Source organism: Pseudoneobacillus rhizosphaerae (genome assembly GCF_917563885.1).
Lineage (GTDB): Bacteria > Bacillota > Bacilli > Bacillales > Cytobacillaceae > Pseudoneobacillus > Pseudoneobacillus rhizosphaerae.
This window is the reverse complement of sequence record NZ_CAKJTG010000001.1, coordinates 54,046-78,499: the sequence shown is the minus strand read 5'-3', so window position 1 is coordinate 78,499 and position 24,454 is coordinate 54,046. Positions and strand designations below refer to the sequence as shown.

Here is a 24,454-nt window from a genome sequence, read left to right as displayed (position 1 = left end):
CACTATTACTTTTAATAGCATTAAATATTTTGTTTCCTGCGTAACATTCTTGAACCGTTAAATAAAGCCCATGGTTTTTTGTTCTGATCGAAAAAGAAGCGTATTGGCTTTTCGCTTTGAATGAACACTAATGTTTCGGGACCACTAGCTCTAAGTTCAAAAGTTTGATCTTCTATTTCAGCAATTATCTTTTCATTATTCAAATAGACTGATACATTATCACCTTCATTAGATGAATAAATGCCTTCGAATTTTCTTAAATCATTCAGTGACATTTCAAAATTAGGTTCCTCAGTAAGTTTGTATTCGATTGAAAGCCCAAGTGCTGTATTTACAGCTGCTAGCCAAATTTCGCCTACACTTACTCCACCAACATTTGTTAATACGGTTACTACTAGTTTTCTTTCTGGGATAAACCCAAAGTTGGATGACACCCCAGGTTGCCCTCCACCATGTTGAACAACCGTATATTCACCTGCATAATTAGGTGTAATATTTAAAGCATAGCCATAATAGCTGTCTCTTCCTACCCTTATTACTGGCTCCCACATTTTTTGGCAATGCGAATTCTCTTCATTTACATATACCTGACCATATTTTAATAAATCAACTACGTTAGAACGAATTCCACCGCCAACCTCGTAATTTCCTAGAGTTGGCCAGTTAACTTCTACTAAAGTATTTAAATTTCGATCATAGTTATAGGGTATAGACACATTTTCGAACGTATTCAATTCATCTAAACTGAAGGTAGAACGGTTCATGCCGAGTGGCTGAAGAAATTGTTTCGTTATATAATGGCGAAATAGTTGACCTGTTACTTCTTCAATTATGGCTCCTAATAAAAGAAAGGTATCATTACAATAACTAAAATAATCCCCTGGATCTCCTAGTAACTTGATTTCAGCCTCTCTCAAATAGGTAAAATGATTATGAAATTGATTGAAATGTTCCTTCCGCTCCATTGGTGGTACTCCTGTACTATGAGATAGAAGATGATGAATTTTGATGGTCTCCATGTCACCAATACCGTTAATCTTAAAATCTGGAAGATATTTAATAACAGGATCTTTAACAGATAAAAGCCCTTTTTTCTCAAGTTCCATAATGGCTAACGCGGTAAAGGATTTTGTTACAGAAGCAACTCCAAAAATGGTTTCTGGGGTAACAGGTAATTTTAAATCCTTATTTCTAAAACCAAAGCTCTTTTGAAAAATGGTTTCTCCATTCTCAGAAATACCAACAGATACACCAGCAATGTGTTCTTCCATCATTTTTTTAGAAATAAAGCGTTCTAACTTCTCCCAATCGACCATATCCATGAACATACCTCCATCAGTCTTCGCCAGAAAATCCTAGCTACCTTACTCTATTTCGTAAACTAACCAATCTGAGATTTTTCCACCTAATTTATTATATAAGCCTTGGGCAATTAGATTATCTTTAGCCGTTTCCCAGGTCATATACGCAAATTCGTTCTCCCTAATATGTGATAAACAACATTGGAATAATTGCTCTCCTATTTTTTGTCCTCTACCTTTTTCTGTCACATATAAGTCATTAAGAATGGCTGCTTTTTTAACCTGAAGAGTACTAAACGTGAAATATAATGTAGCAAATCCTATTAGCTCCCCGTTTCTTTCTGCAACAAATTGAAGCCCAATGGATGGATTTTCAATTAAATGATTTATTAGGTTTATTAACTCTTCATCATCCGGTCTAGGACGTTGATAAAAATCAACTATGTATTGAAGCATCAAAACTTGTAATTGTTGGATATCTGCTTTGTTTATAGGTCTAATAGTTATATTGTTTAAAAGAGTTTTTTCCATTCTTTTTCACTCCAATTCATAAATCTTTATTTCATATAAAAAGTATATATCACATAGGAAATTTTGGTAATAGCCTTTATAATAAAATAAACAGGGGTGATTAAATGAAGTCATGGTTAATTGCTATTATTTTAGATATATTATTTTTCCCTTCTCCAAAAGTTGTAAATAGCCAAGAGGAGGTAATTTTATTTAATCAACTATATGAAAGTGCTATTGCTTCACCGGACAAAACAATCAATTACAATCTCTCCATTCCTAAATATAAGTTTCTTCGATACTTATCAGACAACAAACAGGTTCTATTTCACGGTTCAAACAATCCGTTTATTCAAACCTTTGAACCTCGGGAACAAACATTATTCGATGGTAAAATGGACAAAGCTGTTTTTGCAACGAAAGATCCGATATGGTCCACATTTTATGCTGTTCTATGTAAAAAGAGTTTACTAGGAAGTATCAGAAATGGTTCAATGACAGCTAACAGAAAGCAGCAGTACCATTTTTACTCTCTAACTGAACCTACATTGAAAAAGAATCCATGGACAAATGGTACGGTCTATCTGTTGCCTGAACAAAAATTTAGTCCTATTAGCAAGGGACCTTTACAATTTGATGAATGGATTTGCAGAGAGACGGTAGTCCCAATAGTCAAAATAGAAGTTGAACCATCAGACTTCTACTTTTTAAATAAGGTAGCCTGTCATAATGAAACAGAATCAATAATACAATCCTGGTTATTATACAAATTTAGACTTACATTTAGTGGGAGAAAAAACGTCGACTAGCTCAGATATAGTCGACTTTTTTGATTTTTCAATGCTTCAAAGTAAAATGCTCAGCAAATATTACCACCGCTATTACTCTATTTTTCTGTTACACTTTTTATAGACAAATAAACTTTAGGAGGACACATCGTATGAAAAAGCGCCATTTCCTCCTTGCTCTGGTATTGTTAATTACCTTTACAGGAGGTTTCTTTGCAGGATTTTCTTATAACAAACAACAACCTATTGAAAACTTAACTATAGATAAAGTATCACCCTCAGGAAAACAGCCAGAAGTAAAACAAAGCCCAGAAATTAAGCAAGAACAATCAAAAGTGTTAATCGGTTATGTTCAGGATTTTCGTGATCCAGATGTCGTTGATTACGATAAATTAACACATGTTATTTTTTCATTTGCTCATCCAACAAAAGACGGTCATCTCTTAATGAATGGTGAGTCCGCTTTAAAAAATTTAAGAAAAATGGTTATTAAAGCGCATAAACAGGACACTAAAGCGATTTTAGCTATAGGTGGTTGGTATCATATTAGCGGCGGAGAATCGTATGATTATTTTAAGTCTGCTATTACAAATACACAATCACGTACAAAGTTAATAAATGAGCTTGTGAGTATAGCTGAACGTGAAAAGCTAGACGGCATTGATATTGATTTTGAGCACCCTCGTTCAAGAGAAGATGCAAAAAATTTAGCTCTTTTTACAAAAGCTTTAAGTATCAAACTCCACAAAGCTGAAATAGAATTATCGATTGCTGTAAATGCCAAAGTTCATAGTGTCGCTGGTACAGAAATCAACAATGTTGTCTACAATTCATCGATGTTTCAGCATGTAGATCATGTGAATATTATGGCCTATGATGGACATTGGGATGGTAGCTACAACGCTGCCAATCTGTCTCCGTATTCGTACAACGAGAACATCGTAAAATATTGGACTAACTTATTTGAGCAAAATAATATTTCCAAAGACAAGCTTGTTCTTGGTGTTCCGTTTTATGCCCAACCTGAAGACCCATCCATTAAACAAATATCGTATGAAACGATTATTAATAAAGATCCAGCTAATGCCAGTCAGGATACTGTAAAATTGAACGGCACAACGTACCATTATAACGGTGAAATTACCGTACAAAAGAAAACTAAACTAGCTCTTGACTATGGCTTTGGAGGAATGATGGTATGGGAGGCCGGACACGACTCAAAAGGTGAACATAGTTTGACAAGTGTCATCTCCAATGTTCTTACTAATGCAAATTTAGTGGCCGTAAAAGACACAACAAATTAGTAGACTTTTTAGAGGGCGATCTTTTGCCCTCTCTTTTATTTTTTCTTAAACATTATAATTGTATTTAAAGAAATAATAGTATTAAATGTAAAGGTAATTACATTTATTTTCACCTTATTTACATATATTTAAATAAGAAAGAGGTTAAATTCGTGCCATACAAAGTAAAAGATACAATGATATCAGAAGCTGAAATTGCAAAAAGAGTTAAGGAACTAGCTAGTGAAATCGAAAAAGATTTTAACAATGAACCGATTTTTCTAATCGTTGTTCTAAAGGGTTCGTTTGTATTTGCGGCAGACTTAATTCGCCAAATGAACAGCGATGTTAATGTCGATTTCATCTCCGTTTCTAGCTATAGTGATCAAACCGAAACGACAGGAAAAGTAAAACTTTTAAAAGATCTAGATGCTGATATTACGAATAAAAATGTGTTAGTCGTTGAAGATATTATTGATAGTGGCCTTACTTTACATTTTCTTCGGGATCATCTCCAAATGCATAAACCAAAGAGCATCAAAATTTGTACATTGTTAGATAAACCAGAGAGACGACGAATAGATTTACCGGTTGATTATGTAGGCTTTGTCATTCCAGATGAGTTTATTGTTGGTTATGGTATTGACTATGCTCAGAAATATCGTAATTTACCTTATATTGCAACTGTAGAAGAAGCTTAAAAAATAAATAAAAGAGAGGGAATGGCTCCCTCTCCTTTATTCTTCATCTTCAAAAATCTCATCAAAAGCAGTTGTTACTTTATCAAATTCTTCATCACTTTCGATAGCGGAGAAATCACCATCTTCATCTACCTTTAAGAAGAAGATATCAATGTCATCTTCTGATTCTTCCTTTATATCCTCAACAAAACCTACTGCAACATAATCTGTACCTTCAATATTAATAGCACCTAATATTTCAACTTCTTGCTCTTCATCGTTCTCATCACTAATGGTAAAGATTTCGCCTACTTCAATTTTACTCATATGTAGTTCACTCCTCTTTAGCTTTCAAAAATCTACATGATTTAGTATTTTCTAATCAGTATCTTTTCAAACACTTTAATTTTCCAAAAAATATAAAATTTCATCTCTTTTATTATTGAATACTTGTCTTCCTAAGTCAATAAGCTCAGCCATATACTTTACTTCATCAAAGGGAACTTCTTCTCCTAACTCTCCATTAATTCGTAAATAATGATCATTTAAAAGAAGCTGACAATGATAAGAGATGGACTCAGATGATAGGTTTAATGCTAAATCTAGAAGCTTAGGTGTCACCTTCATCGATGGAAAATGGAATGGTAGCCAATGTTTGACTCCCCAATATTTTTCGGAATCTATCGAAAAATCAATTCTTTGCTGACCTGTACCAATGGAAAGAATATGAATATCCGCTAGGCTAATATTAAAATAATGGACTGCATCTGTAATACATACTAATGAAGGATTATTTGCCCATAATCCCCCATCAATAGACAAATACCGATTTTCAACATTATTTGGAGGGAAATAGACGGGTGCAGAACAAGAGGACAGAACAGCATCCCAAACCTTAATTGATAAGTCCCCGTTTTCAGCATGACCATAATTTGAACGGTGGATAAAAGGTTTCCCGTGAGTAATATCTACAGCTGGTATGAGGAGCGGCTTTTCAATATCGGCTAGTGTTTTCTCACCGAACGCTTTTTTTAACAACCGTCTTAAATAACGATCATTGTAGACACTTTTAAACAAGCCTACTTTCGCTTGACGGATAAAGATTTTTTCACCATACGTTTTATAACTTTCAAGAATATTATCCATGCTTATATTTAATGCGATCGAAGCTGCAACAATTGAACCTGTACTGGTCCCAGCAATGACTTCAAACATATCAGCTATAGGGCGATTTGTTTCCTCTTCAATGGCTTTTAAAATACTAATCGCAAGTACCCCTCTAATTCCACCGCCATCAATGGATAACATCTTCATCGTTTTCACCTAATTTACCTTTTTACTAATTCTCCCCAATATGTATGAAATATATAATGAAAAGTAAACCTAGGTAAGAAGTATAAGCCTAGCTTAGCAAGAGTTTCTAATTTATTTTTTAAACCAACCTTTTTCCTTTGATTGAGTGATTGCTTCAATTCGATTTTTCACCTGAAGCTTATCTAAAATCGTAGAGATGTAATTACGAACCGTACCAGCAGTGATCGTTAACTGAGTGGCAATTTCTTTTGTATTTTTCCCATCAGCTACTAGCTCTAATACTTCCATTTCACGATCAGTTAAAGGATTATCCTCACTATAAAAGTCATCCATTAACTCTGGGGCGTAAATTCGTTTCCCTGCGATTACACTACGAATAGAGCTAGCTAATTCTTCACTAGGGCTATCCTTCAATAAATAGCCGCTAACTCCCGCTTTGATGGCTCTTTGAAAATAACCTGTTCTGGCGAAAGTTGTTAATATGATTACTTTGCATCCCAATCCCTGTAACTCTTCAGCTGCATCCAGCCCACTTTTTTCGGGCATTTCAATATCCATTATACAAATATCTGGTTTGAGCTGTTTAACGAGTGTTATCGCTTCTACTCCGTTACCAGCCTTTCCGACCACTTCCATGTCATCCTCTAAATTAAGAAGTGAACCTAAGGCACCTAGCACCATTCGTTGATCTTCGGCAATAACAATACGTATCATATTCCTTCCCCCTTACGATTGTTTTACTACTGTTGGTATTTTGATTATAATCGTTGTACCTTTTTCACCTTTGATTTCTAGAATACCATTTACAAATTCGAGACGTTCCTTTATACCATGAAGTCCACTGCCTTTTCCGAGATCATTTTCAGCTACAATTCCCACTCCATTGTCGTGAATTATAATACATACCTCGTTCCAAGATTGCTTGGTCGTCACCCGACAGTAGGTAGCTTTGCTGTGTTTGACGACATTGTTAACGGCTTCCTTCAAGCACATACTCAAAATATTCTCTAAAAATAAGGAAACGTTTGTTAATTTTGTTTCTTCTTCATATATAAAATCAATCTCGGCAGCTTTAAGTATTTGTTTTACGCGAATGATTTCTTCTTTCAATCTAATTCCACGCATTTGCGATACCATTTTCCGAACTTCATTTAAGGCCGTTCTTGCTGTTTGCTGTACATCCTTTAATTCATTACGTGCTTGATCAGGGTCTTTATAGACTAATTTTCCTGCTAGATCACTTTTAAGACCAATTAATGATAACTTTTGTCCGAGTGTATCATGAAGATCCCTAGCAATACGCTGACGCTCCTCTTGTTTAATCAGCTCCGCTATTTTTTTATTAGCATCTTTAAGCTGTAGTTCTAGTTTCTCCTGTTTCTTTTTATTACGAAGATTAAAGGGTAAGAGAATAGCACTAATCCAAATGATAATGACAAATGGCAATTGTTTCAAAAATAATGGTTCCTGTAGAACGACATTATAATTAATTGATATAGTGGCGCAGATTAAATGAATAATATATAAAACCAAGAACGGAATTTGGTTTCTAATTTTCCCATTATAAAAAGCAATAAAGAAAGCAAAGTAGACGTATTGAAACAAAATTGCCATCGCGGTACTTATTCCGATTAGAATACATGACCATAAATAGACGGGCCATTTTTTTGAAATGAAGGCAAAACGATAGGATATAAAAAAAATAACGGTCAAAATAGTACCAACAATTTTTTCAATCAAGGAAGGAGACTGGAAAATAAAATAGAAGGGCAGTATGCTAAATACACTCCATATATATGGAGATATTCCGGAACTTTTCAGAAAGGAAAAATACTTTTTTATCATAAAAAAAACCTCATTTGCTCTGTTAGATTATTCCTACACTTATATTAACATAAAGAAAGAGCAAGGAAATAATTCCCTTACTCATAATGTCACTAATATTTCAACTAACCTATCCTCCAGTTCTTTTCCTTTTTTTTCATCAATTAAATTATTTAATAAAATTGAAAAAATGAGTTCTTCGCCAGATATCGTTTCTACATATCCAGACAACGAACTCACGGATGTTAATGTGCCTGTTTTCGCTTTAATTTTCCCTTTAAACATAGGGTGTTCCATCCGATGACGGAGTGTTCCTCCAACCAATTTATCTTTTTCGCCTGATACAGGTAAGGAATTCAGAAACGTTTTATACCAAGGTTTCTTTTGAATAGTAAATAGTAATTTGGAAATTTCATTTGCAGGAACTAAGTTCAAATGGGAAATACCTGATCCATCCCGTATAAGTAAAGTTTCGGTATTTACTCCAAAGCCTAGTAGCTCTGTCTCAAGTACTTCGATACCTTTTTCCCAGGATCCTACTCCCTTTTTCACTCTTCCCATTTCTTTAATCAGGGTTTCTGCATGTACATTATTACTTAATTTCATAAACGGAACTAGGAGATTGGAAAGTGGCATAGACTGATGGGTCGATAATAAACTTGCTTTGTTAGGGACTATTCCTCTTCTTACGTTTCCATAAATGACTATTCCTTGTTCCTCTAACGACTGTTTAAATATGTCTAAAGCATAACAAGTGGGATTCGATACAGCTATCCAGTCCGTTATTTTGGCTGACTTAACTGGGATAGTACCTACGATATTTATCGTGTTTGTCCCGTGTTCTCTAACGATATCTATGTTTTTTCTACCATCTGATTTAACAGTTTTAGTATTATTAACAATTTTCATATAATCATTATTGGGTGTAATCGAAATAAGTGCATGTTGACCCACTTTTTTGGAGGGTTGCACTTCTACAATAACCGAACCAGCATCAAAATCCTTGTTAGGTGAAGCCGTTAAGGCAGATATCTGTGCTCCGTAATAAGTATGCTCATCACTCCATGGTAAATCTACAGATAACCGAACATCGTCATACCAAGTATCATCTCCAATTAAATCTCCCTGAATAACGGTTACCCCCATTTGGATTAGTTGCTCTGCAAAATTGTCAAAGTCTTTTTTTAAAAGGGTAGGATCTCCCTTTCCTTTTAAAAAAAGATTACCAAAAATCATATTCCCAACCACTGGGCCATCTGTAAATAAACTAGTAGAAAAAGTATAGTTTTCTCCTAGAACAGAAAGAGCTGCTGCTGCAGTCATTAACTTCAAATTGGATGCTGGTCTTAATCGAAGATCACCTAAATGGTCATAAATTATATTTCCTGTTATAGCAGAACGGATGCTTACACCCGCTAACGCCCCTTGCATTACTGGATCATGATTGAATAACTCGGAAAATTTTTGATTTAGTACGTCTTCCTTTGTTAAAGTATTGGCTGAAGAGGAAATACCATTGTTTATAAGAGGTATCATTAGTACTAAAAAAGTCATTATTAAACGGATTCTAGCTGAAAAAGTTTTCTTCAAACACGATGCCTCATTCCATAAAAAAATAGGACAATCGTAAAATTGTCCTACCTATTTTATGGAGCATTTAACAAAATTATCAAAACTTAACTTAATCTTTTCATAAAGAGTTTTTCCCATGTCTTCCATGATAGTGAACGTTTTAAAAAAAGGCTAAGTTTTACACCATTTCCGATAGGATACCTTAGATTTGGGCTTGGATGTTGGGCAATCTCTACTATCTTATTTGCTACGTCCTCGGGATTTCCTAACTGACTCTCTCCCTTACTAATATATGCATCAATGTTTTTCATATAGGAAAAATAAGGAGAATCTGCTCTTAAAGATTTTTCGGTTATTTGTTTACCTGTTGACCAAATATTAGTTTTGAAGGATCCAGGTTCAATTAAAGATACATAAACACCATATGGTTTCATTTCTAGCCTTAAGCTTTCCGTCCATCCTTCTAACGCATGCTTTGACGCAACGTAAGGTGAGATGCCTGGAAAGCCAATAAGACCACTTATACTACTAACATTGATGATTTTTCCTTTTCCTGCTTTTCGCATAAGGGGGAGACAGGCTTGTGAGACCATTATTGGACCAAAAACATTTGTATCAAACTGTTTTCGATACTCGACAATGGGAATTTCCTCCACAAAACCAGCGCCAGCATAACCTGCATTATTTACAAGAACATCTACACGTCCTATTTTTTCAATTAGATCTTTAAATACTTTAACAGATTCCTCTGATGTTACATCCAATTTTTGAATTTGTATTCGCTTGATGCAACCCATTTTGTTTGCGAGTTCTAGTAACTCAATCGATTTTTCTTCATTTCTCATTGTCGCAATTACGTGGAAGCCATTCTTGGCTAGTTCTAGCGAGGTTAACAAACCAAATCCGCTAGAAGCTCCTGTTACAACTGCTATTTCATTTTCCATTCGTTTACTCTCCCCTTAGCTACTCTGTATCCAATGCTATGTATAATTTTATCAAATGAGAAGGCATTCTGATTCCTTTTGAATCTCCTGATGAATTTTATTGATTTGCCTATTGTACACATATTCCAATTTTGTTTTGTTCATCCTAAAGAAGAGACGATTAACCAATTGGAGGTTACATATGAAAGACGGCGATAAAGAAACTAGTGATGGCTTAAATCAATTATTTGAAATTATAAATGCTAAAGGTGATATAGGAGAACTGAAGAATATCGTTGATGGAAAAGAAGTAAAAACATATTCTCCAAAGGATCAACAAGTTTATGAAGACCTTACCTAAAAGGGTAAGGTCTTCGCGTCTGCATTTTGTCTTTCTTCTGCTTTATCACTCAACGTTTTACTACCTCTGCTCAAAATAATTCCAGCAGTAAAAAACATTAGGGATGCTAGATAAAAGAGTGAGCCAATTGTTAAAAAATCAATCATATAACCTGTACCTATAATAGCAGCTGCAGACGAAATAGACGTCCAGAGATGATAATGTCCAATTGACCTGCCGGCTGTATGTGACATTCTTTTAACATGCTGGGAAAGGGCAGTTTTTTCTACTGTCTTTTGCACAGCTCCCAAAAATCCCATTAAGATTTGAATCACATAGATAGCCCAAATCTCTGTAGTGATTGGGATAATGAGCATGACGATTGACATACCCCAAGTATACACAAGTAGCATCTTCTTATCTCCAAAACGATCTGTCATTTTTCCTATTAGAGGATAGGAACATGCAGCAATGAGGGTAAACAACCCATAAGCCCAACCAAATTGGGAATAGCTTTCGCCAATATTTCGAATAAACAACAGATAAAATGGAAATACGACACTTCCTGCAGCAACCATCAAACTTTGTGAACGCAAAAAACGTTGGTAGTTCATTATTTGTACTCCTTATAAAAAAGATTTACAAACACTTCCTTCGGATCCAATTCCTTTTTCTTATGAAAAAATTGATCAAGCTTTGGATACGATTTTCTGATTTGTTCCTCTGAAGCGTAAGGATAGTAAGGAAGATAGTAGGTGCCACCAAGTGATAGAGTTAATTCAATCATTTGCTGTACGACTTTTTGAGTGTGGTTAATATCCGTTTTACTTTTCCCTTGATTAATTAATAACACAAGCCCAAACATATCTTCCTTTGCATAGGAGAGAATGGCCTGCTCATCCTTCTCAACAAACCGAATGGTAATATTTAATAAATTCAATTGCTCTCTAGTTAAGATTATTTTAAGATCATCAATTAAATTAGGAAACTCGTCAATTGGAATAAACAACTCTGCCAATACCTCAGTTCTTCCTGGTTGTTCAAATGCCATAAACCTACTATCCGATCGCATCACATTGTTTCGAGTAATATAGGAACCATCTTCATTAAATAAATAGCTTTTTTGAGTATCCCAGAGTAGATTTTTTCCATAATCACTATAACGTGACAGACCTAATATTGCCTTTGGAAGAGCGATAATGGGCTCACCTTTTAATTTACTATACCTAGATATCATAGTTTGATTGTTTGCTAACTGATAATTTATTACATACATATCTGTCAGAAACGTATCGGGTGCTACAGAGATTCTCGACATATGCATTCGAATGGCTTCATCTTTTCTTACATGCTCATGAAAGTATGAAGGATACTCTTGAACTGTCATTTTTTTTGTTTCAATCTGATATAGCTCATCTTGTGTTAAATGTAATGTTACATCCAAAATAATCCCAAACAATCCATATCCACCTATTACATATGGAAACCATTCTCTATTTTCCTCTCTTGAGACTTCAATTACTTTTCCTTCTGGAGTCAATAAACGAAAAGATTCGACTGTATCGTATAATGAGCCAAAACGAATGTCACGACCATGTATGTTAGCACTTAGAGAACCTCCAACCGTAAAAACAGCTTGTGATTGCGTTACTCTTAATGCTAAACCATCAGGATTAATTTTCCGTTGAATCTGCTCCCATGTAATCCCACTTTGAACAGTTATTACTTGTTTATCTGGCTTGTAATCAAGAATTTTATTGTAACTTTTCATATCAATCATCGTTGCGCCAGGATACAACGTATGGCCACCCTGTGTATGCTGTTGACCTGCGATTGTGAGTTTTTGTTTTTGGGTATTAGCAGTTTTCACCCAATCTTGGAGAGAACTTTTACTTGTGGCCGGCCGAATTTCCTTAATGGCTGTTGGTAACAATTTTCCTTCATCTTCTGCATATAAAGGTATTTTGTAATAGATAAAGATGGAAGTAAAAAAACAAAGTAAATAAAAACTAACTACTAGAGCACTTAGCTTTTTCAACACGGACCACCTTTCCTTTGATATTATGGAAAAAAAATAAACCTATTTGTGTAATTTTACACTAAAAGGTTTATTTTTACAATATTATTATTTACGTGATTTCTTCCATAACAGTAATACTCCTGTTAGGACCATATATATGACAAGCACCACAAAAAATGTCATGATTCTTTCTTGCATTGTGCCATCTGCAAATAATACAGGGCCTAATCCAAAAAAGGTTACCCCTAAGTACAATATTATAAATATAAAATAAATAAACCATTTCATTCCTACCATTCCTTTCAGAAATCCCTTTCTATATTAGACGGTAATTTATGATAATCGTCGCAAGATTATACAGGGTAAGAGCGGAAATTTGGATTAATTTTAAACTAAAATAAAAAAGAGCTGTTATCAGCCCTTTTTACCCTCTTCTACAGCTTCAGCTAATCTAAATAAAAATTGATAAATCAATCGAAATGCTTCACCTAGCGTAAGAGCTTCACTAAATCCAAACACTGAATCTAAGTCGAAATTCAGATTCCACAGCCCGTCATCTAGACTAAACATTAAATCAAATTTTTCATCACTACCTAATTCGTCTATTAGGAACATCTTAATAGATGATTCAAATTTCTTCTGTAGTTTTAAACCTAACATGACATCATAAGCACCAAATAAATCATCTACCTCAAGGGATACAGCATCCACACCAATGATCTCAAACCAATTGGACTCAAGGTAAATAAATTCATTCATATGCTTTTTTAAATATTGCAGTGGCTGATCTAAAAAAGCATGTCCTTCTTCACCGATTACCTCCTCAGATTCTTTATCACTTCTTTCAATATATGCATCTACAAATCGTAATTCTGGGCTATTCAAAACTAAATCAGTATCTGCTTCAATCAACCCATGCTTTAACAAATAATCCTTTTCTTCTGTAAAAAGTTCAAGTTTTTGTAAATCATTCACACTGTCAATCAAATTCTTCATTTGTTTATTTAGCATTATAGAAATCCTCCAAAAGTATTATTTAATAAACATTTTTATTTTCTTTAAAGCATTTTTTGTATTTGGATATCGGAAAGGCAAATCAAATAATGTTGTTTGTTTTAAAATACTTTTTTCATGAGAAAAGACATCGAAGCTCCCTTTTCCATGATAGGCACCAATACCACTTTCACCTACTCCCCCAAAAGGAAGATAGGGCGAACTTAAGTGAAAAACCGTGTCATTAATACAGCCACCACCAAATGAAACGTTATTTAAAATGTAAGATTGAACATCTTGGCTATTAGAGAATGTATATAGGGCAAGTGGTTTGGCTCTACTATTTAATTTATTAACCATAGATGATAAATCGTCAAATTCAAGAACAGGAAGGATAGGTCCGAATATTTCATCCTGCATGACTTCATCATCCCACGAAACGTCTATTAGTACGGTTGGTTCTATCATTAGTTTTTTTAGATCATGTTCACCCCCGTAGTAAATCGCCCCATCTTTTAAAAAAGACGTAAGTCGTTGAAAATGCCTTTCACTAACTATCCTCGTGAAATCTCCCTTTTGAATAGGGTTCATTCCGTATAAGTCTAATATTGATTCCTTAAACAATCGCAAAAATTCATCTTTTACTCGTTTATGAACATATAAATAGTCAGGTGCCACACAAGTCTGTCCAGCATTTATGTATTTCCCCCAAGCAATCCTTTTAGCTGCTAATTTTAAATTGGCATCTTCATGGACAATACATGGACTTTTCCCTCCGAGCTCGAGCGTTACAGGAGTTAAATGCCTTGAGGCAGCCTCCATGATGATTTTCCCTACAGCAACACTACCTGTGAAAAAAATATAATCAAACTTTTCCTTTAGTAGCGCGGTACTTGTTTCAACACCACCTTCCACTACGGAAATGTAGTCATTAGGAAAATTTCCATTAATCATTTCACTTAAAATTCTAGAAGTCCTTGGTGTGAGTTCTGAAGGCTTAATAATAGCACAATTTCCAGCAGCAATCGCTCCAATTAATGGTGCGATTGACAACTGAAATGGGTAATTCCAAGGAGCTATTATTAATGCCACACCATATGGCTCTGGATAAATATAACTTTTAGATCCAAGACCAGTTAAGGACGTCTTTACCCTTCTTGGGTTAGCCCATTTTCTCAGATTCTTAATGGTAAAACGAATTTCTTCAAGAACGATTCCAATTTCTGATATAAATGAATCGAACTCACTTTTATTCAAATCTTGTTTCAAAGCATCCATTAAGGGTTTTTCATTTGTTTTTATTAGCTTTCGTAATTGATTTAACATTTCGATTCGAAATGATACACTTTTCGTTTTTCCTTGAGTGAAAAATGCTCTTTGCATTTGTATTAGGGTATTATATTTTTCCATAGATTCCTCCAGTTGTCATTTAATACGGAATCAGCTTGTATTTATTATCTTATTTTATACTTTTTGGTAAGGTATGGAAAGGTGGATGATGAAACCCTACAATTAACTAAAATCATGCTAAAGACCAAATCCACAGCAGTGAAATCAAACTTAATGAAAAGTAAAGCATCTTAGGATAAACAAAAAGACACTCCTTTAATTTTTCGGAGTGTCTTTTTGTTTTGGAACAAATTTAAATATTTCATTTGTTTCGAATGTATCAATTAAGCGATTTAGCCAATCATAGTACTCTAATGCATAGAGAAATCTATCTTTATCATTATTTGCTGCTTCTTTAATTTCTATTGGAGTATTTGGACTTTCCAATAGTTCGGAAACTTCTTCTAAAGATTTATTAATGGAAGCAATATTTTGAGAAATACCCTTCCTCCACTTAATTGAAAAATAATCAGTGAAAGTTTGATACCAGTCATCAACGGAATGATATAAATCCTTTCTCGTCCCTTTTTTCCATATTTTCTCAACCATTTTCAACTCCTGCAATTGCCTTACAGAAGTACTCATGCTTGTTTTACTCATTCCCAGTTCATCTTTCATACTGTCTAGACTCATCGGTTCTTCATTAAAATATAAAAGTCCATATAATCTACCTACTGATGGAGTAATTCCATACAGATTCATATTCTGCGTGATTGTGTCTATGACACGCATTCTCGCTCTTTCTAGCTTTAAATCTTCATCCATACCTTCACGTCCCTAATAATTGAATCTATATAAGACTATCATACAAAAACCAAATCGAAAAATCACGAAATATAAGGAATCGGGAGTATTCAGAAGGAATTGTAAGAATACACACTGTACAGTACATACAGTAAATTCTGTACAAACAATACGGCTATATATCCCCTTATATGCGCTTTGTGCTCCGTAGAAAATCTTTTCTATAATTAATAAGGTAGTTGTGAGACAGAAAGTAGGGGTGGAAATATGGATGAAAAAACAATAAAAATTAAAGTAGAACAAGTGACCAAAATTTTCGGCAAAAATACAAAGCAAGCTTTGCAACAACTCAGTAACGGTAAATCCAAACAAGAGATTCTTCAAAATACAGGCTGTACAGTTGGTGTCAACCAAGCAAGCTTTGAGGTTAGAACAGGAGAAATATTTGTTATTATGGGTCTTTCTGGGAGTGGGAAATCAACGCTCGTACGATTGTTAAACCGTTTAATTGATCCAACCTCTGGCAAGGTCCTAATAGATGACCAGGATGTAGTAAAAATGAGTAAGGAAAAACTAAGACAAGTTAGAAGAAAAAAAATAAGTATGGTCTTCCAAAAATTTGCCTTATTACCTCATTTTACGATACTAGAAAACACTGCTTTTGGATTAGAAATTCAAGGTATGTCGAAAGAAGAACGACAAAAGACGGCTATGGAAGCTTTGCATCTTGTCGGATTAAAGGGGTTTGAAAATCAATTTCCTGACCAACTTAGTGGTGGGATGCAGCAGCGTGTAGGATTGGCACGAGCGTTGGCAAATGACCCAGATATCTTACTTATGGATGAAGCATTTAGTGCTCTAGATCCACTTATCCGTAAAGATATGCAGGATGAACTTTTGGAGCTTCAGTCGTCCGTTGAAAAGACGATTGTCTTTATTACTCATGATTTAGATGAAGCATTGAGAATTGGGGATCGAATCGCCCTTATGAAGGATGGTAATATTGTTCAAATTGGTACACCTGAGGAAATTTTGATGAATCCATCTAATCAATATGTTGAGAGATTCGTAGAAGATGTTGACTTATCAAAAGTATTGACAGCCCATCATGTGATGAAACGAGCCGAAACGGTTCAAATTGAAAAAGGCCCCCGTGTAGCCCTCCAATTAATGCGAGAACTCGGAATTTCCTCTATTTATGCTGTAGACAAGCAGAAAAAATTATTAGGAGTGGTTTCAGCAGTTGATGCAAGAAAGGCGTTAGAAACTCAGCAATCCCTCCACCAAATTATCACTACTGATCTATCTACGGTTAGCCCTGATACTTTACTTACAGATTTGTTCGATAAAGTATCTGAAGCAACTATACCTGTTGCCGTCATTGATGATCAAAAGCGATTAAAGGGGATTTTAATAAAAGGGGCCGTTATTGGTGCTTTGGCTGGTAACGAAAAACACATTAATGTTTGGAATGAAAAACAAGATGTCAACAATGACAAACCTAAGGTGGTGATTAAATGAATGACTTGATTCCGAAATTACCATTAGCAAAATATATCGATGAATTAGTAGTATGGTTGACCATCAATTTTGAATGGTTCTTTGATTCCATTACGACCATTTTAGAAGGCTTTGTTGAAGGTTTAGTTGCATTACTAACATTTATTCCCGCGTTATTACTCATTGCAATGATTGGGTTCTTAGCATGGAAAGTGAGTAAATGGCGTTTAACTCTTTTCACCGTTATCGGACTTTTAATAATCTATAATCTCGGGTATTGGGTAGAAATGATAGAAACGTTAGCAATTGTACTAACGGCAGTTTTTATATCGATTATCATCGGTATTCCACTTGGAATTTGGGCTTCACAAAAGAAAGTTGTCAAACAAATTGTCACCCCTATCTTGGACTTTATGCAAACAATGCCTGCGTTTGTGTATTTAATACCAGCTATTTTCTTTTTCAATATAGGTGTAGTTCCAGGTGTTGTCTCATCTGTCATTTTTTCAATGCCACCAACGATTCGATTAACGATATTAGGGATTCAACAAGTTCCCTCAGATATAATTGAAGCCTCTGAAGCATTTGGATCTACAACAAGTCAGCGTCTTCTAAAAGTTCAATTGCCTTTAGCTATGCCAACCATTATGGCAGGTATTAATCAAAGTATTATGTTGGCATTATCTATGGTTGTAATAGCATCCATGGTCGGAGCGCCAGGTTTAGGTACAGAAGTGTATCGAGCTGTCACGCAAATTAAAACTGGAATAGGTTTTGAAGCGGGTCTATCCATCGTTATTATTGCGATTGTTTTAGACAGGATTACCCAAAAAATAGGGACTAAAAAATAGGAGGAGATTAAATGATTAAGAAACTACTAGGATTAACAACTTTGTCCGTATTAACATTTGGTTTAGCAGCATGTTCAGGAGAAAAAGCGGACACCTCTTCTCAATCAATTGGTGAACAACTAGATTATAAGATTGTTGGCATTGACCCTGGTGCAGGTTTAATGAAACTTACTATAGACAAAGTGTTACCAGAATATGGTTTGGATGAATGGGAAGTTGTTGAAGGCTCAGGAGCAGCGATGACAGCTGCATTAGCGAAGGCTTATAAAAAAGAAGAACCGATTATTATTACTGGTTGGAGCCCACACTGGAAATTCGCTGAATTTGACTTAAAATACCTAGAGGATCCTAAAGGTATTTATGGCGATGCGGAAGATACAAACACAATCGTTCGTCTTGGCTTAAAGGAAGATCATCCTGATGCTTATAAAGTATTAGATCAGTTTCAATGGGAGCCAACTCATTTAGAGTCTGTCATGAAATTAATCCAAGATGGAATGGGTCCTGAAGATGCAGCAAATAAATGGACTAGTGAAAATTCAGACCTTGTTAGTCAATGGACAGAAGGTGTAAACAAGGTATCTAAAGAAAAGTTACGCTTGTTGTATGTAGCTTGGGACGATGTTATTGCTAGTACACATGTAGCCAAAAATCTTCTTGAAGGTGTTGGATATGAAGTAGACGTTGTTCAGGTTGATGCTGGTCCGATGTGGGCAGGAGTATCAAGGGGAAATGGTGATGCCATAGTTGGAGCTTGGTTACCAACCACACATGCTGATTATTACGAAGAATTTAAAGGTCAATTTGAAGATTTAGGCCCTAATCTACATGGAACAAACCTTGGATTAGTAGTTCCAGCTTATATGGATATTGATTCAATTGAAGATTTACTAGAGTAAATATAAAGCCAGAGCCTTCAAATGCTCTGGCTTTTTGCAATCTTTCAAAGACTAATAATTAAACAGCCTTTGTGTAAGTTTTTTCTTCATTCTTATTTGCTTTCTTTTTAAAGCTCATCAAGCTGTATAAAACAGGTACAATAAATAGAGTAAGCATGGTAGATGTCGTTAATCCACCAATAACGACTACAGCCAGTGAAGCTGAGACAATTCCCGCATGGCTTGATAGAGCCATTGGAATTAAAGCTCCTACTGTCGCAATCGCTGTCATGAGGATTGGTCTAATCCGAATTACTCCAGCTTCGATTAATGCATCGTGTTTAGACATTCCCGTTTTTTCATTTTGCTTCACTTTGTCAATTAATACGATTGCATTCGTCACAACAATTCCATTCAACATGAGCAATCCAATCATGGCAGGCATGCCTATTGGTTCTTTTACAATGAAAAGACCGATTAAAGCACCAATCACTGAAAACGGGATGGCAAACAAAATAACAAACGGAGCTTTCCCCTCACCAAATGCTATAACCATAACTAAGTAGACTAAAAGGATACTAACAGCAATGGCAATGGCCATATTTTTAAAGCCTTCCTCCATCGCTGCAGATGCTCCCTCCTTGTAGTAATCCACAGATTCTGGTAAATCTAGCTTGGCTATTGCTTCATCTGCTTTTTTCGTTACTTCACCTGTTTTTGAATCAGTAATTTGCGCAAACACCATGACATATTCATTTCGATTTAAATGAGTGATCACTGTTCGATTGTTGACACGTTTCAGAGTCCCTAATTCTTTTAGAGCAACCGGCATTCCCATTACATTGTTAATTTCTTGTTCTCCTAGAGTTTCAAGGCTATTAATCTCTTTCATTTTTAAGCTTAGCTTTACATCTGTATTTTTATCATCAAGATTCATAGTTGTTATGATATCACCATTAATAAGTTCGCGAAGGCTTTTTCCAACCATCGCTGGCATCAAACCATTTTCAGCAAGCTTATCTTCGTTCAAATCAATTTCAATTTCCGGTTCATCACCTTCTAGTGAAGAACTGACGTCAGCCATCCCATCAATTTCTTTAAGCACATTGACTATTTTATGACTAGCTGTTTTTATCTCTTCAAAGTCAGAGCCGTTTACTACCATTACATACTGGGACTGAGCCCCACCTGCAAAACTGCCAACTCCCCTTACAGAAATTTCTTTTGCTTCAGTAATTTTAGTAAATTGATCACGTAAACCTTCTATTAAACCATCTACATCTTCTACAGAATCATTTAATGAAAAGGTAATGGAAGCATACTCATCTCCTCCATATACACTCGTGCTAACTAATTTAACTTCTTCTTTATCCATAAGAATTTCTTCCACCTTGCTTGCCACAGCACTAGTGTCTTCTGGTGAGGTCCCCTTTTCCATTGAAATGTTCACGTCAAAATTACTCGCTTTTTCTTGTGGTAAAAATGTGGTTCCAAGTTTTGGTGCAATTAGACCAACAGAACTAACAAGAAGAACAATTGACATCATTAGAGTTAAAACTCTATTTTTCAATACCCATTGAAGGCTTTTACGATAACCTTTTTGCAAAGTATTTTCACTATGTTCTTTTGGTGAGATTTTTAAAAGAAAAATTCTCGACATGAGTGGAACAATTGTAACGGCCACTATAAGCGAAAACAATAAGGAAATGACAATGGTCCAAGCCAATGGCGCAAAGAATTTACCAATAATACCAGGAACAAAAGCCATCGGTAAAAATACGGCGACCGTTGTAATGGTGGAGGAAGTAATAGCAGATGCCACTTCCCTTGTTGCCTGCTCAACTAATCGTTCATTTCGCTCTTTTGTAGCACTAACTCTTCTAAAAACATTTTCAATGACAACAATTGAATCATCAACTACTCGCCCAACTGCAACTGCAATCCCAGCCAATGTCATAATATTCAAGGTATACCCCAGCATATTAATAACTGTAAAAGAGGCAAAGATAGAAAGTGGAATGGAGATTATGGCAATTAGTGTGGATCGGATATTTCTTAAAAACAAGAATGTAACGACAACGGCCATTATAGCCCCTAGTAAAGCTTCTCTAAGCATTGAATATACGGAATCCTTAATTTCGATTGATTGATCTCTAAGTGTTTTGACTTCAACCCCTTCAGGAAGCTGTATGTTCCTGATTTCTTCCTTCGCATTTTCAACAATCTCGACTACATTGGCTCCACCTTCTGCGATAATTCCGACACGTACACCAGGCTCTCCATTGATACGAGTAAAATTACTTTTAACCTCACTTCCGTACTCTACCTCTGCAATTTCACTTAGTTTTATATTTTCCAGCTCTGGGTTTACCGATTGTATAGGAGATCCCATTGTAAAAAGGCGGATATTTTTGACATCATCAAGTGATTTCAGTTCTTTACTAACACGAACTGGCAATACTTGATTAGAAATTGCAACATTTCCTGTTGGAATGGTAAGATTGTTCGCATTAATAGCTGTTCTGACATCATCAAGAGTAATGCCTCTTTTCTTAAGTTCTTCTGGAATAAGTCGAATGGTCACTGTCTTCTCTTCTATTCCACCAACATCAACCTTACTGACCCCTTCGATGGATTCAAGCATCGGAATCATTTTTTCCGAAACAAATTTTTCTAATTTTGATTGGTTGTCTTTAGCAAATATCCCCAACGAAAATACCGTTGGATCTGGCTCTGGGCCTTGTTTAAAAAATTCGATATCCCCTGCCGTTTCTGGTAATTTAAGTTTATCTATAGCTGACCTTACAAGCTGTTCTGCATCATCCATACTAATTGATAAATCAAACTCCATCGTCGAATAAACGACATTCGCGACTCCATCCGTATAAACATTTTTGACACCATCAATATTCATTATTTCTCTTTCAACTGGCTCTCCAATATCCTTTATGGATTGCTCAGGTGAAGCACCTGGGTATGGTATCACTACAGTTAAATAAGGTATGTCTACATTGGGATACTTTTCAATATTAATTTCCCTTAAAGAATAAATACCTCCACCTATTATGAGTAGCATCACTAGAAACAAAGCTACTGCATTTTTCATACTAAAACGGATAATCTTTTTCAAAATAATACCTTCCTTCCGAAATAGGACTTTCTCCCTAACATTAAAGTTTTCAACACTAAAATGAATTCTCCTTCATATAAATTTAAATTATATGGAACTTTATCCATAATTTACATATTGTTATGATAATTGATTTTACGCTAAGACAAATGCACCTGGAGATTTAACTTTTTCTAAGACTTAAGATGTAGTTAGGATATTTCTTATGTAACACAAAAAACCCTCCTAATATTAGGAAGGCACTGAAATAGGTTAAAATAAATGACACTTCAATTTTTTTAAACAATTCAAAGCTTAATTGAATTGATCTGTCGTGATCGAGTTTTAATTTTCTGATAAAATAATAATAAAAAGGGGGATCCAAATTGCTACATCATATAGAAATTTATGTCTCTAATTTAGAAAAATCCACTCAATTTTGGGACTGGCTTTTAACCGAATTAGGATATGAGACATACCAAAAATGGGATAAGGGAATCAGTTGGAAGTATGGAGATACATATATTGTGTTTGTTCAAACAGAAAATCGATTTATGGATATTACTTACCACCGATGTCGAGTTGGTCTTAACCATTTGGCCTTTCATGCAAAATCTACACAACAGGTGGAAGAAATAACGGCAAAATTAAAAGATAAAGGAATCAACATCTTGTACCTTGATAAACACCCATTTGCAGGTGGGAAAGATTATCATGCTGTCTTTTTTGAAGACCCAGACAGAATTAAAGTTGAGCTTGTATCACCCAAAATATAAATTATAACCATCTAAGTGCTGTAAATCTTATTAAACGTTATTTTAGGCTTTTTCTTTTGTTCCAAAAATGGACAATTCCTCCACCAATTACGGCTCCAATCGTAATCGTTCCAAATATCATAAAGTAGACAATTTCACCTAAAACCTCCATTTCAGGTGCGGGGAAAAACTTGGCCTTTCCACCCATTAATATGGTTGCAACAAAAAATATAAACGCTGGAATCCACTTTGCCCATTTGGATTTAACTTTTATGAAAAGTAATGTACTTAGCAATCCAAGTACAAAAACAATAACAAAGAACATTTTCTTCAGCCCTTTCATTAAAAAACTGTTGTTTAATATATTTGACGTTTTTTTTTAATTAGGGTTTCATTATAACAGTAAAATCTTATGCCTAAAAAAAAGGGATAGAGAAGCTTTCTTCTCTATCCCTTTTTCTTATTATTTCGATCCTTAATTTCCTTTTTTATCTTTAGAATCATATCTTCAAAACGCTGGGCATCATGTTTATCGAGTACAATATCAATATTGCCATATCGAACACTTTCGTAAGCAGCGAATAGGTCTTCGTTTTTCTGGAACTCTACACGCTCAAACCATTCTCGAACGGTTTCATTTGGATATCTACCAAGATGATATTTACTTGCATATTCATCAAGATGAAAGACCAATTTACGCATATATTCATGTGGAGAAGGACTTCTGAAAAACTTTCGCTTCCTACCCATTTTGACTGATAATGGGATATGTTCCAGTTTAATCTGTGATGATTCTTGAATTTCTTTATCCACTATTTTTGATTTCCTTTTTATAATTACCCAAATTATTATTAGTAATACGACTAATAAGACTAACCAAAACCAAGATGGAATTCCTTCTACAGGAATAATTTTTTCATAGGTTTCCTTTCTATCACCTACTTCTCCTTGAGCAAACGGATCATCTGGTGACTCGGGTGATTTAATACCAAGGATAATTCCTTCAATTAAGGCAAAGATTGGACTTCCTATAATACTAGCAATAACGGCTAAACCTGAGAATATTTTAATAAACACAAACTTCACACCAGGTATAAGTAATGTTCCTAATACAGTTAAAACGACCGCTATAAACAGGGCACTGGATAAGCCCAAAACATCACGAGCTTCAAAATGATCACCCGTTTGCTGTAAAAACCTACCAATACTATAAAGAACGGTGAAAGCAATGACCATTCCGAACAGGACATTCATATAAGGATAACGGAAAATCCATCCGATAAAGAAAACAAGAATGCTACTACTATAAAATACTATCGCTAAATTGGTTCTTTCCTCTTTCCATAAAGAAGAATCCTTAATAAACGAACTGATTCTAAAATATAAAAAAACAGAACATAACACAATAGACATTATAGAAAAACCAAGAAAATAAGCAATCCCACTTAATAAAATGGCACAAATAAAGGGAATGCCGTTATTAACAATATTTTTTTTCGAAACTAAATAAAGGAATAAATTCCCTCCTATGATAATCGATAATATGGCAGGGATAGAAGGAATCTCTCCTGAACGTGTATAAAACACAAAAACTAGGAAATAAAGAAAAAAGCATTCTAGCATAAAAAAGTATGCAGGCTGTAATCGCTGTATCATTTATCATCACCTATTTTCATACAA

At 34.9% G+C, this 24,454-nt stretch carries 25 protein-coding genes; 8 read left to right on the top strand and 17 right to left on the bottom strand.

Annotated elements, in window-relative coordinates:
• Positions 1-20 precede the first annotated feature (20 nt).
• Together LRP83_RS00370 and LRP83_RS00365 are read right to left on the bottom strand one after the other, a co-directional pair.
• Positions 21-1,322, bottom strand: a complete 1,302-nt coding sequence (locus LRP83_RS00370) for a serine hydrolase domain-containing protein (RefSeq protein WP_230494676.1) — start codon at positions 1,320-1,322, stop codon at positions 21-23.
• A gap of 42 nt (positions 1,323-1,364) precedes the next feature.
• Positions 1,365-1,832 (bottom strand): GNAT family N-acetyltransferase, encoded by a 468-nt coding sequence (locus tag LRP83_RS00365; protein ID WP_230494675.1) that lies wholly within the window; start codon positions 1,830-1,832, stop codon positions 1,365-1,367.
• A 104-nt stretch (positions 1,833-1,936) separates the two neighbouring features.
• On the opposite strand from LRP83_RS00365, the gene LRP83_RS00360 reads away from it, so the two are divergent.
• The 3 genes from LRP83_RS00360 (at position 1,937) to hpt (ending at position 4,583) form a co-directional block, all read left to right on the top strand.
• On the top strand, positions 1,937-2,620 hold the full coding sequence (locus LRP83_RS00360; protein ID WP_230494674.1) for a hypothetical protein: 684 nt from the start codon (positions 1,937-1,939) through the stop codon (positions 2,618-2,620).
• 131 nt (positions 2,621-2,751) lie between these two features.
• Entirely contained in the window at positions 2,752-3,903 is a 1,152-nt protein-coding gene (locus LRP83_RS00355) for a glycoside hydrolase family 18 protein (protein ID WP_230494673.1), read from the top strand.
• 176 nt (positions 3,904-4,079) lie between these two features.
• On the top strand, positions 4,080-4,583 hold the full coding sequence (hpt, locus tag LRP83_RS00350) for a hypoxanthine phosphoribosyltransferase (protein ID WP_435531314.1): 504 nt from the start codon (positions 4,080-4,082) through the stop codon (positions 4,581-4,583).
• A gap of 36 nt (positions 4,584-4,619) precedes the next feature.
• Here the strand turns inward: hpt and LRP83_RS00345 are convergent, their stop codons facing one another.
• The 6 genes from LRP83_RS00345 to LRP83_RS00320 all read right to left on the bottom strand — a co-directional run bounded on the left by LRP83_RS00345 (position 4,620) and on the right by LRP83_RS00320 (position 10,216).
• Complete coding sequence (locus tag LRP83_RS00345) at positions 4,620-4,889, bottom strand: DUF1292 domain-containing protein (RefSeq protein ID WP_230494671.1); 270 nt, start codon at positions 4,887-4,889, stop codon at positions 4,620-4,622.
• Positions 4,890-4,964: 75 nt separating this feature from the next.
• A complete protein-coding gene (locus LRP83_RS00340) occupies positions 4,965-5,876 on the bottom strand; it encodes a CBASS cGAMP-activated phospholipase (RefSeq protein ID WP_230494670.1) in 912 nt (303 codons plus the stop codon).
• Between the two features lie 111 nt (positions 5,877-5,987).
• Positions 5,988-6,590, bottom strand: a complete 603-nt coding sequence (locus tag LRP83_RS00335) for a response regulator transcription factor (RefSeq protein ID WP_230494669.1) — start codon at positions 6,588-6,590, stop codon at positions 5,988-5,990.
• Positions 6,591-6,602: 12 nt separating this feature from the next.
• On the bottom strand, positions 6,603-7,721 hold the full coding sequence (locus LRP83_RS00330) for a sensor histidine kinase (RefSeq protein ID WP_230494668.1): 1,119 nt from the start codon (positions 7,719-7,721) through the stop codon (positions 6,603-6,605).
• An 81-nt stretch (positions 7,722-7,802) separates the two neighbouring features.
• The gene (dacB, locus tag LRP83_RS00325; protein ID WP_230494667.1) at positions 7,803-9,290 is read right to left on the bottom strand and encodes a D-alanyl-D-alanine carboxypeptidase/D-alanyl-D-alanine endopeptidase; all 1,488 of its coding nucleotides are present in this window, start codon (positions 9,288-9,290) and stop codon (positions 7,803-7,805) included.
• 86 nt (positions 9,291-9,376) lie between these two features.
• The gene (locus LRP83_RS00320; protein WP_230494666.1) at positions 9,377-10,216 is read right to left on the bottom strand and encodes an oxidoreductase; all 840 of its coding nucleotides are present in this window, start codon (positions 10,214-10,216) and stop codon (positions 9,377-9,379) included.
• A 181-nt stretch (positions 10,217-10,397) separates the two neighbouring features.
• Here LRP83_RS00320 and LRP83_RS00315 point away from each other — a divergent pair, with 181 nt between their 5' ends.
• The gene (locus LRP83_RS00315) at positions 10,398-10,556 is read left to right on the top strand and encodes a hypothetical protein (protein WP_230494665.1); all 159 of its coding nucleotides are present in this window, start codon (positions 10,398-10,400) and stop codon (positions 10,554-10,556) included.
• On the opposite strand, the gene LRP83_RS00310 is transcribed toward LRP83_RS00315, so the two are convergent.
• The 6 genes from LRP83_RS00310 to LRP83_RS00285 form a co-directional block, all read right to left on the bottom strand.
• The gene (locus tag LRP83_RS00310) at positions 10,553-11,149 is read right to left on the bottom strand and encodes an MFS transporter (protein WP_230494664.1); all 597 of its coding nucleotides are present in this window, start codon (positions 11,147-11,149) and stop codon (positions 10,553-10,555) included. The two genes, LRP83_RS00315 and LRP83_RS00310, sit on opposite strands and share 4 nt — an antisense overlap.
• Positions 11,149-12,576 (bottom strand): FAD-binding oxidoreductase, encoded by a 1,428-nt coding sequence (locus tag LRP83_RS00305; RefSeq protein ID WP_230494663.1) that lies wholly within the window; start codon positions 12,574-12,576, stop codon positions 11,149-11,151. Before LRP83_RS00305 ends, LRP83_RS00310 begins: the two co-directional genes overlap by 1 nt.
• Before the next feature lie 84 nt (positions 12,577-12,660).
• The gene (locus LRP83_RS00300; RefSeq protein WP_230494662.1) at positions 12,661-12,843 is read right to left on the bottom strand and encodes a DUF6954 family protein; all 183 of its coding nucleotides are present in this window, start codon (positions 12,841-12,843) and stop codon (positions 12,661-12,663) included.
• Positions 12,844-12,969: 126 nt separating this feature from the next.
• Positions 12,970-13,566, bottom strand: coding sequence for a branched-chain amino acid aminotransferase (locus LRP83_RS00295; protein WP_230494661.1), 597 nt, complete (start codon positions 13,564-13,566; stop codon positions 12,970-12,972).
• A gap of 21 nt (positions 13,567-13,587) precedes the next feature.
• Positions 13,588-14,958 (bottom strand): aldehyde dehydrogenase, encoded by a 1,371-nt coding sequence (locus LRP83_RS00290; RefSeq protein WP_230494660.1) that lies wholly within the window; start codon positions 14,956-14,958, stop codon positions 13,588-13,590.
• 195 nt (positions 14,959-15,153) lie between these two features.
• On the bottom strand, positions 15,154-15,702 hold the full coding sequence (locus LRP83_RS00285; protein ID WP_230494659.1) for a GbsR/MarR family transcriptional regulator: 549 nt from the start codon (positions 15,700-15,702) through the stop codon (positions 15,154-15,156).
• A 246-nt stretch (positions 15,703-15,948) separates the two neighbouring features.
• Between LRP83_RS00285 and proV the strand changes: the two genes are divergently transcribed.
• The 3 genes from proV to LRP83_RS00270 are packed head-to-tail and all read left to right on the top strand — an operon-like array spanning position 15,949 to position 18,931.
• A complete protein-coding gene (proV, locus tag LRP83_RS00280; RefSeq protein WP_230494658.1) occupies positions 15,949-17,202 on the top strand; it encodes a glycine betaine/L-proline ABC transporter ATP-binding protein ProV in 1,254 nt (417 codons plus the stop codon).
• The gene (locus LRP83_RS00275) at positions 17,199-18,032 is read left to right on the top strand and encodes an ABC transporter permease (RefSeq protein WP_230494657.1); all 834 of its coding nucleotides are present in this window, start codon (positions 17,199-17,201) and stop codon (positions 18,030-18,032) included. Before proV ends, LRP83_RS00275 begins: the two co-directional genes overlap by 4 nt.
• Before the next feature lie 11 nt (positions 18,033-18,043).
• The gene (locus LRP83_RS00270; RefSeq protein ID WP_230494656.1) at positions 18,044-18,931 is read left to right on the top strand and encodes a glycine betaine ABC transporter substrate-binding protein; all 888 of its coding nucleotides are present in this window, start codon (positions 18,044-18,046) and stop codon (positions 18,929-18,931) included.
• Between the two features lie 58 nt (positions 18,932-18,989).
• Here LRP83_RS00270 and LRP83_RS00265 read toward each other — a convergent pair whose 3' ends face one another.
• Positions 18,990-22,040 carry an efflux RND transporter permease subunit gene (locus LRP83_RS00265; protein ID WP_230494655.1) on the bottom strand — a complete coding sequence of 1,017 codons (3,051 nt, stop codon included), beginning with the start codon at positions 22,038-22,040 and terminating at the stop codon, positions 18,990-18,992.
• A 365-nt stretch (positions 22,041-22,405) separates the two neighbouring features.
• Between LRP83_RS00265 and LRP83_RS00260 the strand changes: the two genes are divergently transcribed.
• Complete coding sequence (locus LRP83_RS00260) at positions 22,406-22,795, top strand: VOC family protein (RefSeq protein ID WP_230494654.1); 390 nt, start codon at positions 22,406-22,408, stop codon at positions 22,793-22,795.
• Between the two features lie 37 nt (positions 22,796-22,832).
• Here LRP83_RS00260 and LRP83_RS00255 read toward each other — a convergent pair whose 3' ends face one another.
• A complete protein-coding gene (locus LRP83_RS00255) occupies positions 22,833-23,099 on the bottom strand; it encodes a hypothetical protein (RefSeq protein WP_230494653.1) in 267 nt (88 codons plus the stop codon).
• Positions 23,100-23,221: 122 nt separating this feature from the next.
• On the bottom strand, positions 23,222-24,430 hold the full coding sequence (locus LRP83_RS00250) for a DMT family transporter (RefSeq protein WP_230494652.1): 1,209 nt from the start codon (positions 24,428-24,430) through the stop codon (positions 23,222-23,224).
• Positions 24,431-24,454 lie beyond the last annotated feature (24 nt).